Here is a 10,052-nt window from a genome sequence, read left to right on the forward strand (position 1 = left end):
CGTCATGCAGGGACCACGCGCAGCAACGTCGTATTGCCCGAGCCGGTGGATTCAGGGCATCTCGGTGGCGGTGACGGTGGCGATGTTCTGCCTCTCCCTCCGGCCCCTGTCCGCGGCGGCCGCTCCCGCCACGCGGCTGGCCGGAGCGGGCGTCTCCCGGGCACTGCTCGGCTCGATGCCGAGCGTGCCCACGCAAGCGGAGTCCTGCCTCCTGACGTCGATGCCCCGGCCCGAGCCGACCGCGGAGGAGCGGCACAGCGAGCGGCTGGACGCGCTGAAGGAGCTGGCGAAGCAGACGCGCTCCGGACGCGAGCTCAAGGCCCTGCGCGCGCGGCTCGAGGAGGCCACGAAGGCCGGGCCCGCGCTGGAGGAATCGTTCCGCGCGGCGGAGCAGGAGCTGAAGGCCCACGCGCTGCCTCCCGTCTTCCTGGAGCGGCACCGCGCCGCGGTGCGAAAGGCCCGGGCCCAGCAGGAGAAGCTGGCGCAGCTGGCCCGGCAGGTGGCCCGCGCGGACAACACGGGCGACGCGAAGGCGGGCGCGCTGGCCGGTGAACAGGTGGCCGCCTTCTTCGAGAAGAACGGGCAAGGTGAGCGTCACCAGCCCACTCCCCTGTCGCGCCTGCCCTTCCGCCAGCCGGAGTCCCAGACACGCCAGCCCGCGACGTCCGTCGCGGACTTCCCCGCCGAGCTGACGCGGCCCGCGGCCTCTCCGGGCGTGAAGAGCGCGCCGGCGAAGTCCCTCGGAGCCCTCGTTCCGGTGCCCCCGGACACGCTGGTGGCCACCGAGGACGTGCAGCTCACGCAGCCCATCCGGGACCTCGCCGCCCAGCTGCATCACCACCCGGTGGAAATCTACAAGTGGGTGCACGACAACATCGAATGGGTGCCCACCCACGGCTCCATCCAGGGCAGTGACCTGACGCTGCTCAATCGCAGGGGCAACGCCTTCGACACGGCGAGCCTGCTGATTGCCCTCTACCGGGCCTCCGGCATCCCCGCGCGCTACGTCTACGGCACCATCGAGCTGCCCGCCGCGCAGGCGATGAACTGGGCGGGAGGCGTCACCCGCCTCGAGGCGGCGCAGCAGCTCCTCGGACAGGGCGGCATTCCCAACTTCGCGATGGCGCAGGGGGGCGTGCTGCGCGCCCTCCGGATGGAGCACGTCTGGGTGGAAGCGCTGGTGGACTTCGAGCCCTCCCGCGGCGCCATCAACCATGCGCCCGACACGTGGGTGCCGGTGGATGCCTCCTTCAAGCAGTACACCTTCCCTCCCCGGACGGAGGTGGAGACGGAAGCCCCCCTCGACGTGGCGACGGAGACGGCGCGCATCATGGCCACGGCCGCGCAGGACGAGGCGACGGGCTCCGTCACCCAGCTCGACACGGTGGCCTACGACGGCTGGCTGGACTCCATCCTGGAGGAGGTGAACGGCCGGTACGGTCCGCAGCCCACGCTGCGCGACTTCACGGGTCGCCGCGTCATCGTCCCCGAGCAGGGCGACGTGCTCGCGGGCGCGCTCCCCTACGAGGTCATCGCCCGGGCGCAGAGCTTCGCGCGGCTGCCGGATGCGCTCCGGCACCGGGTGCAGCTCACCTTCTACGCGTCCGCCTTCGACAAGATGCTGGGGGACGCTTCCCTGACCTGGACGGTGGACCTGCCCACGCTCATGGGCAAGCGGCTGGGGGTGACGTACGTGCCGGCCACGCCTGAGGACGCGGCGGCGCTGGCGGCCTACCGGGCGAGCCCCGGCAGCAGCCTCCCGCTGTACCTGCTCAACGTGCGGCCGGTGATTCAGCTCGACGGCGTGGAGCGGGCTCGGGGCCCGAGCAGCCGCATGGGGGAGCAGCAGACGTGGGAGACCCGGTTCCTCTCTCCGGGAGACCCGGGAAGCGAGCCGGAGTCGTTCGAGGTGACGGCCGGCGACGAGATGGTCTTCGGGGTCAACGGTCAGGGCGTCACACAGGAGATGATCCACCGGCGGTTCCAGCAGGGCCCCTCGGAAACGGCGGCGGAGAACCTGCACACCGTGGCGCTCTACTACTGGGCCCAGTACGACGCCCTGAGCGAGGCCGTGGCCGCGACCCGGAACGCGCTCGTGGTGCGCATGCCTTCCATCGGCCTGTTCTCCGCGCCGCTCCAGGTCCAGTACCTCTTCGGCATTCCCCGCACCGGCCACTACGGCTCGCGGCAGATGGACGTGGCGCGCTCGCTGCTGGCGGTCGTGGACCGGGCCGGCGGGGCGACGGCGGAGGTCCATCGCCTCACGGGCACGTTCGGCTCCCTCCTGGAGGGAAGGACGTTCGACCTGCTCTTCCAGCGGGAGCAGGGCTCGGGCGTGTCGGCGGTGCAGTTGCTCCGGGACGCCAACGACCAGGGGATTCCCATCCACCTCGTCACCCCGGCCAACCACGCGCAGGTGGCGCCGCGGCTGCAGCTCCCCGAGGACATCCGGCAGGAGATTGCCAACGCGATGTTGGCCGGGCGGCACGTCCTGGTGTCCGAGCGCGCGCCCGCCCATGGCAACTGGAAGGGAGTGGGGTACATCATCGAGGACCCGGAGAATGGAACGGCGGCCTATCTCATCAACGGAGGCCTGAATGGCGGCGCGGACATCCCATGCCAGGAGGAGCGTAGGAGGGATCCGGTGCGCGTTCCCGTGCTGGAGATCCTCTTCGTGATCGCCCTCATCCTCGTGCTCATCCTGCTGCTGCTCGCCCTGCCGGAGATCCTCGCCGTGGCGGGCGCCCTGGGGGGCAGGTTGGCGCTGGCCCGGATGATAACCCTCCTCGGATTCGGCGCGGCGCCGACGATGGCGATGGCGTCGACCCCCGGACAGGGCATGGCGCCGCCCGGGGACTGCACCAAGACCCAGTGGAAGCAGTTGCAGGTGGCCGTGGGCGTCGCGTGCAAGTCCAAGCCCTTCTCGTGCGGCAGCTTCCCGAACACGGGAGCCAACTGCCTCGAACTCAGGGAGCGGCGAGACCAGGCCCTGCTCTGCGCGTCGGCCCGTAACGCCATCAACACCACCTGCTTCCGGGGTGGCGATGCCGTCCATCTGGACCTGGAGATGAAGGCCGGGGCGTCCGCCGCCACGTGCCAGTGCAAGCTCCTCGTCAACAAGTGCCCGCCATGAAGACACCCCCACCCGGCTCGGCGGAGTGCCTTGCCGAGGTGCGGCGTGCGTTCCCCGTGGCCCTCCCGCCTCCCGCGCTCGTGGCGCGGGAGGGCCTCTGGTTCGACGAGGCCGGCCTTCCCCATGCCTACGAGAACCCGGAGGCGCTGGACGCGGCCCGCCACTTCGCTGGCAGGCCGTGGACGGACTTCGCTCCGGCGGCCCTGCTCCAGTGGGAGCTCACCCAAGGAGGGCTCCCCTTCCTGGCGCCGCGCGCGCTCGCGTACTACCTGCCGGCCTACCTGGTGGCACTCCTCACCGAGCCGCTGGACGTGGACACATTCGGCGTCCTGGAGTCGGTGGTGGGCGTGTTGACGCGCCCGGATGAGCGGGAGCCCCGCTCCACTCCCGGAGGAAGGGGCGAGGCCCAGTGGCGGGCCATGGTCCAGGAGCGCCTGCGCTCCTTCCAGGCCTTCGTCGACGCGCTCGACGAGCAACAGCGCTCGGCGGTCACCGCCTTCCTGAAGGTCATGGAGCCGCTCTTCGAGAGCGTGCCTCCACCCAACCCAGCGCGGACCGCGCTGGAGCGCTACTGGACACGTTGAGATGGACCTCGCGCCTCCCACGCCCCGTGAGCGCGCGGCGCTCTCCCTGCTCGGCTTGTCCGTGGGCGACGCCTTTGGCGAGCAGTTCTTCCGCCCACCCGACGAGGAGGAGCGGCTGCTCGCCCTGCGCACGCCGCCACCGGCACCCTGGCCCTACACGGACGACACGGAGATGGCGCTCTCCGTCGTGGCCGAGCTCTGGCGGTATGGCGCCATCGACCGGGACCGGCTCGCGCTCGGCTTCGCCCGGCACTACGACGGCTCACGTGGCTATGGCCCCGCGATGCACCGGGTGCTGCGCGCCGTGCGCGAGGGCGAGCCCTGGGCGGACGTCACGCGGCGGGAGTTCTCGGCCCAGGGCTCCTGGGGCAATGGGGCGGCGATGCGCGCGGGCCCGCTGGGCGCGTTCTTCGCCGGGGACATGGACGCCGTCGTCGAGCAGGCGCACCGCTCGGCCGAGGTCACCCACGCGCACCCCGAGGCCATCGCGGGAGCCATCGCCGTGGCCGTGGCGGCGGCGATGGCCTGGGGTGAGCGCGCCGAGCCCTCGCGGCTCGGCCGCCCGGAGTTCCTGGAGCAACTGCTGCCATTCATTCCGGAGAGCGACGTGCGCAGCCGGATACGCAAGGCCCGCGCGCTGCCCGCCACCGCGTCCGTCCCCTTCGCGGTGAGCGTCCTCGGCAATGGCACGGCCCTGTCCGCGCAGGACACCGTGCCGTTCGCGCTGTGGTGCGCGGGCGCGCACCTCGACGACTTCGAGCAGGCCCTGTGGCTGGCGGTCAGCGGCGGTGGAGACCGGGACACCCTCTGCGCCATGGTGGGCAGCATCGTGGTGCTCGCCGCGGGGAAGGAGCGCGTGCCCTCCGCCTGGCTGGCCGCGCGCGAGCCGCTGCCGGACTGGCCATTCGAAAGCCCGTAGCGCACCTTCCTCAGGCAGCTGGCGGGGGCTTCAGCTGTCGCCGCACCAGGATGACCGCGATGCCGAGGCCGACGAACAACACGTCCCAGTGGTTCCCATTGGCATCGACAAGCCGGTCTTCACTCTCCCACCGCTCCCACAGCACGTTCCGCAGCACCCCCTCGAAGCTTGTCCGGAATGGCCCGGGCGTTCACGACGACGCGGCGTGACGCGCCCCATGAGAAATCGTCACGCCGCAGCTGCTCCACGCTGACGGTGCGGGGCCCTCCCCAGTCCAGCAGGTGGAACCACCCAGGCAGGGCATAGACAGTCGCCAGCAGGAAACCCACCGCGAGCACACGCGCTTCCTGCTTCCCGATGTGTCTGGCCATGAAAGAGCGCGGCATCCAGGGATTGTGCCCACATTCCCATGGCCGGACCAACGGCGTGATGAGCTGGAACGGCCACGGAGCCGCGCTGGGCTGGCCGGAGCTACCCGCCGGTGAGTCCGGGAAGGTCCAGCCACGCAATCGGCTCGAACCCTGGCGTGGTGGGCGTCTCGAAGCGCCAGATGAAGGACACGCTGTTGAGGGTGTTGGGCTGAAGCGCGCTGGTGAACCCCGACAAGCAGGCATTGACGCCCTGGGGCGACAGTGACTGGAACGTGGTGCTCGCCGGCGAGCCTCCCCCGAACTGCCGCCCCAGGTTGGTGCGGAGGTAGAGCTCATCGAGGGCACCGGACTCGAGGCTTCCGCCATACCCGAAGGCCGCGACGACGTACTCCCCCGGTTCGAGGGTGACGTCGAAGACCTCGTTGCCGCCCGTTCTCCCACGGAGGGGTTGCGCGACGCCGTCGAGCCAGATTCGCAGGCAGTCCACCCGGCTGCCCGTGTGAAGGAGGATGCGGGAGATGGCCTGGTCATTCGTGGCGGCGTCCCTGGCGTGCCCTCCCCCCGAGACATTCTTCGCGCCACCGTAGGGGCCGGTCAGCGCGTGAACGAAGCTCTGGACCGGGAGCTGTCCATTGGAACCGAAGCACGGCCACATGAAGGAGGGCGCCAGCCACCCCAGCGTGTTGACGGCGAACTGCTGCGTATAGAGGAAGGCCTCCCGCTCGCTGAACTGGCTCTGCGCCTGCGCCCAGCGCTGCTGCTCCTGGAAGGCCTGCTGCGCCATCGTCTTCAGCGCGGCCGTGGCCTGATTCAACAGGGCGTCCAGCGCGTTCTTGAAGGCTTCGCGATGCCTGGCCCCCTCGCTCTCATACCAGGGAGCCGAGGCATATATCTGGTCGAAGTAACGCCAGCGCGCGCTGTAGATGGCCAGGGCAATCGTGAAGTAGGAGCAGGTATAGGGCAGCTTCTGCGTGGGGTACTGCGACGCGGGATGCGCGGAGTTATAGGTGAAGTACGGGGCGCGGTCCGCGAGGAGCTGACAAAGGCTGTCATACTCGTTGTAGAGCCCATCGTTCTGGTACAGCTTGATGGCGTTGAGGATGCCCTTGAACTCGTTCTCGACGGTGCCCATCACCGAGGACTCGACGCCGAAGAAGACGGCCTTGAGGACATACTTCTGGATGGACTCCCAGATGAGATTGATGTTGGAGCTGGAAGGCCAGAAGATATCCAGCAGGCTACCGAGGAAGCCTCCGATGTTCGGGATGAGGTTGATGAGCGCCCCCACCAGGTTCTCCAGGTCGTTCGAGAGGGTGGCGAAGAGCGCTTTCCCCTCGACAATCGCCAGCACGGTGGCGCTCTTGTTGCGCGCCTTGGACGCACCGGGCCAGCCCGGGGGCTCGGAGCTGTACATCTGGAAGCTGTCGATGTTGTCCCCGAAGCCAAACTGCCCCTTCAGGTCGGACACGAGGGTGTTGGGGCCGAAGTACAGCTTCGTCTTGTCCGGGTGCTTCTGGTTGTAGTCCTCGTCCTCGTAGACAATCAGCCAGGTCTGGGGCCCCGTCACCAGCGACTCGATGTGGTCCCCCACCTTGGCACCACTGGGAGAGCTGAAGCCAGGCAGCGTGAATTTGTAGTCATCCAGCTCTGGAACGCTCTGGGCGCCCGTGAAGGTGATGGAGGCGTGCTGAAAGCCCCACTCATCGAAGAACTGCACCCAGGTCCCAGACGCGCTCGTGCTTGGCATTGGTGTCTCTCGCTCGATGGGGTTGGAGTAACCGCCGAGACCCCAGTGCAAGTCGCGGACCCAACGAGCTCCGGGCGCACGCGCCCGATTTCCCGCGGGCCTGGCGCGTGGCCGCGTCATGGGGAGACGCAACCGCGTTCCACCGGCTGCGCGAGGGAGTTGGAGGCGAGAGGATGTGATGCCCGGAAGCGGGCTCAGGCCGTGATGACCATGCCGCCCTCGACCTTCACGGGCCAGGGGGTGAGCCGGGCGCCCGCGCAGGGGCCCCCGACACAGAGGCCATCCCCGGGCTGGAACAGGGCGCCATGCCAGGAGCAGGCGATGAGGCGCTTGTCCGGCGTCAGGTAGTCATCCAGCTTCTGCGCCAGCGGCAGCCCGGCGTGCGGGCACCGGTCCACGTAGCCGTGGACCTCGTCGCCCTGGCGCACCAGGAAACCGTGGAAGTACGCGTCGCCAATCTGCAGCACGAGGTTGCGCGCGCCAGGGTCCTGGAGCGCCGCCAGCGGCAGCAGCTTCACGTTGGGCGGCGTCCGCGTCAGTCGCTCCCGCCGCGCTCCCTCACCGTCCGTCACGCGCGCCTCAGGGCAGCTTCGCCTTCTCGAAGCCCGTCCAGCAGTGGTCGTAGTCCGACTGGAGCGCCGGGCTCTCCATCGCGAAGCGCGTGGGCCGGATGACCCAGCGGGACTCGAACATGAAGGCCAGCGTGTCCTTGATTTTGTGCGGCTTCAGGTCCGCGCGGATGGCCTGCTCATAGCTCGCCTGGTCCGGGCCGTGGCCGCTCATGCAGTTGTGCAGCGACGCCCCGCCCGGAGCGAAGCCACCGGCCTTGGCGTCGTAGACGCCGTGCACGAGACCCATGAACTCGCTCATCACGTTGCGATGGAACCAGGGCGGCCGGAAGGTGTGCTCGGCCACCATCCACCGCGGCGGGAAGATGACGAAGTCGCAGTTGGCCGTGCCCGGGATTTCGCTCGGCGACGTCAGCACCGTGAAGATGGACGGGTCCGGGTGGTCGAAGCTCACCGTGTTGATGGTGTTGAACCGCGCCAGGTCGTACTTGTACGGGGCGAGGTTGCCGTGCCACGCCACCACGTCCAGCGGCGAGTGGTCGAACTGCGAGGCCCACAGCTTCCCTTGAAACTTCTGCACCACCAGCGTCGGCCGGTCGACGTCCTCGTACGCCGCGACGGGCGTCTTGAAGTCGCGCGGGTTGGCGAGCCCGTTCGCCCCGATGGGCCCCAGGTCCGGCAGGCGGAAGGGGGCGCCATGGTTCTCACAGATGTAGCCGGACGCGGTGCCGTCCGGCAGCTCGGCGCGGAAGCGCACGCCGCGCGGCACCACGCCCATTTCGCCCGGCGCCAGGTCCAGCACGCCCAGCTCCGTGACGAGGCGCAGCCGTCCCGCCTGCGGCACGAGGAGCAGCTCGCCGTCCGCGTTCCAGAACACCTTGTCCGTCATGGACCGGTTGGCGAGGTACAGGTGGATGCTGATGCCCGCGCCCGTCGCCGCGTCGCCGTTGCCGGCGTAGGTGACGAGCCCCTCCACGAAGTCCGTGGGCGCCGACGGCATGGGCTGCGGGTCCCACCGCAGCCGGTTGGGCGAGGCGGGCACCTCGTCGAAGGGCCCGCTGCGCAGCGCGCCCTGCGGGTGCGGCTTGTACGCCGGGTGGTTGGCGCTCGGGCGGATGCGGTAGAGCCAGGAGCGGCGGTTCTCCTTGCGCGGCGCGGTGAAGGCGGTGCCGGAGAGCTGCTCCGCGTAGAGACCGAAGGGCGCCCGCTGCGGCGAGTTCTGTCCCTCGGGGAGCGCGCCGGGGACCGCCTCCGTCGCGAACTCGTTCCCGAAGCCGGTGAGATAGCCGCCGGGAGCCGTCTTGAGCGTGGTCACCAGAGTCCCTCCTTCTCGCGTTCCGCCGAGCGCCCCAAGCGGACTACCGGGCCGTGTCGACCTTGATCACGCCGCGGCGGATCTGGTCAAGCTCGATGGACTCGAAGAGGGCCTGGAAGTTCCCGTTGCCGAACCCCTCGTTGCCCTTGCGCTGGATGATCTCGAAGAAGATGGGCCCGAAGAGGTTCTCGGTGAAGATCTGCAGGAGGAGCCCCTCCTCCTTGCTGCCGTCGATGAGGATGCGGTTCTTCCGCATCCGCTCCAGGTCCTCGCCGTGGTTGGGGATTCGCTTGTCGACCAGGTCGTAATAGGTCTCGATGGTGTCCTGCAGGAGGACGCCGCGCGCGCGCAGCTTCTCCACCGTGCCGTAGATGTCCCGGGTGGTGAGCGCCAGGTGCTGGATGCCCTCGCCGTTGTACTGGCGGATGAACTCCTCGATCTGCGACTTGTCGTCCTGGCTCTCGTTGAGCGGGATGCGGATGGCCTTGTCCGGGGCAATCATCGCCTGGCTGAACAGGCCCGTCGCCTGGCCCTTGATGTCGAAGTACTTCTGCTCGGTGAAGCCGAAGATGCGGTTGTAGAAGGACGACCAGGTGCGCATCTGGCCACGGCGCACGTTGTGCGTCAGGTGGTCCAGCGTCTCCAGGCCCACGCTGTTCTTCGCCTCGGACTCGTCGGCGCCCGGCACCTTCGTCCAGGAGTCATAGAGCGAGCCCTTCGCGCCCCAGCGGTCCACGAGATACAGCAGGCTGCCGCCGATGCCCTCGAGGACATAGGAGCCGTCACCCAGCGCGCCGCGCGACGGGTCGGCCGCGCGGGCGCCGCGCTCCAGGGCCAGCTCGTACGCGCGCCGGGCGTTCTCCACGCGGAAGGCCATGCCGCTGGCCGACGGGCCGTGGGCCGCGCGGAACTCCGCCGCCTGGCCCGTGGGCTCCTGGTTGATGAGCAGGCTGATGTCGCCCTGCTTGTAGCGGACCAACTGCTTCGTCGGGTGCTTGGAGTAGGCGACGAACCCGAGCCGCTCCACCAGCTTCACCATCACCTCGGGCGAGGGGCTCGTGAACTCCACGAACTCGAAACCGTTCAGCCCCAGGGGGTTCTCAACCGTATCCGCCATGGCAACCGCCTCCGCATCTCTTGAGGGGCGCGGCGACTCGCACGCGCCCGGAGCCTTGGAGCCCCCGCAATGGGGAGCCCACCATCGGCGCGAAAGGTAAGAACCGACCCTCAACGGGAAAAGTACAAACGTCAGGCAGAGACTGTCAGTCCGCCGCACAATGCGATGCGACACAGCATCCACCCCGCACACCGTGTTCAGGTGGAATTTTTCCCCGAGGCGAAAACCCCGGGGAGCGTTCACCCGACGGCAGTCCTACCCTGAGGGGCGGAAGCGGGGCGGCGCGAGGGGGCAGGC

7 protein-coding genes are annotated in these 10,052 nt (G+C 69.3%); 3 read left to right on the forward strand and 4 right to left on the reverse strand.

All coding sequences use genetic code 11. The features are described from left to right. Window positions 1–4: 4 nt before the first annotated feature. From HG543_RS24350 to HG543_RS24360, 3 genes are read left to right on the forward strand one after another with little or no spacing between them, the layout of a single operon-like run. Complete coding sequence (locus HG543_RS24350; RefSeq protein WP_169347240.1) at window positions 5–3,133, forward strand: transglutaminase domain-containing protein; 3,129 nt, start codon at window positions 5–7, stop codon at window positions 3,131–3,133. Continuing rightward, on the forward strand, window positions 3,130–3,717 hold the full coding sequence (locus tag HG543_RS24355) for a DUF6714 family protein (protein ID WP_169347241.1): 588 nt from the start codon (window positions 3,130–3,132) through the stop codon (window positions 3,715–3,717). The genes HG543_RS24350 and HG543_RS24355 overlap by 4 nt, the downstream gene beginning before the upstream one ends. A 1-nt stretch (window position 3,718) precedes the next feature. Next, complete coding sequence (locus tag HG543_RS24360) at window positions 3,719–4,636, forward strand: ADP-ribosylglycohydrolase family protein (protein ID WP_169347242.1); 918 nt, start codon at window positions 3,719–3,721, stop codon at window positions 4,634–4,636. A gap of 471 nt (window positions 4,637–5,107) precedes the next feature. Here the strand turns inward: HG543_RS24360 and HG543_RS55565 are convergent, their stop codons facing one another. The 4 genes from HG543_RS55565 to hppD all read right to left on the reverse strand — a co-directional run bounded on the left by HG543_RS55565 (window position 5,108) and on the right by hppD (window position 9,755). Then, window positions 5,108–6,754, reverse strand: coding sequence for a jacalin-like lectin (locus tag HG543_RS55565; RefSeq protein WP_246357261.1), 1,647 nt, complete (start codon window positions 6,752–6,754; stop codon window positions 5,108–5,110). A 194-nt stretch (window positions 6,755–6,948) separates the two neighbouring features. After that, on the reverse strand, window positions 6,949–7,326 hold the full coding sequence (locus tag HG543_RS24375) for a Rieske 2Fe-2S domain-containing protein (RefSeq protein WP_169347243.1): 378 nt from the start codon (window positions 7,324–7,326) through the stop codon (window positions 6,949–6,951). Window positions 7,327–7,333: 7 nt separating this feature from the next. Beyond that, complete coding sequence (gene hmgA / locus HG543_RS24380) at window positions 7,334–8,638, reverse strand: homogentisate 1,2-dioxygenase (protein WP_169347244.1); 1,305 nt, start codon at window positions 8,636–8,638, stop codon at window positions 7,334–7,336. Window positions 8,639–8,681: 43 nt separating this feature from the next. Further along, complete coding sequence (hppD, locus tag HG543_RS24385) at window positions 8,682–9,755, reverse strand: 4-hydroxyphenylpyruvate dioxygenase (RefSeq protein ID WP_169347245.1); 1,074 nt, start codon at window positions 9,753–9,755, stop codon at window positions 8,682–8,684. Window positions 9,756–10,052: the final 297 nt, after the last annotated feature.

Origin of the sequence: Pyxidicoccus fallax (genome assembly GCF_012933655.1) — a bacterium.
GTDB lineage: Bacteria > Myxococcota > Myxococcia > Myxococcales > Myxococcaceae > Myxococcus > Myxococcus fallax.

What these genes read in the sequence shown, in the direction of transcription:
- HG543_RS24350 (WP_169347240.1), top strand. Translation starts at nt 5, where the DNA reads ATGCAGGGACCACGCGCAGCAACGTCGTATTGCCCGAGCCGGTGGATT.
- HG543_RS24355 (WP_169347241.1), top strand. Translation starts at nt 3,130, where the DNA reads ATGAAGACACCCCCACCCGGCTCGGCGGAGTGCCTTGCCGAGGTGCGG.
- HG543_RS24360 (WP_169347242.1), top strand. Translation starts at nt 3,719, where the DNA reads ATGGACCTCGCGCCTCCCACGCCCCGTGAGCGCGCGGCGCTCTCCCTG.
- HG543_RS55565 (WP_246357261.1), bottom strand. Translation starts at nt 6,754, where the DNA reads ATGCCAAGCACGAGCGCGTCTGGGACCTGGGTGCAGTTCTTCGATGAG.
- hppD (WP_169347245.1), bottom strand. Translation starts at nt 9,755, where the DNA reads ATGGCGGATACGGTTGAGAACCCCCTGGGGCTGAACGGTTTCGAGTTC.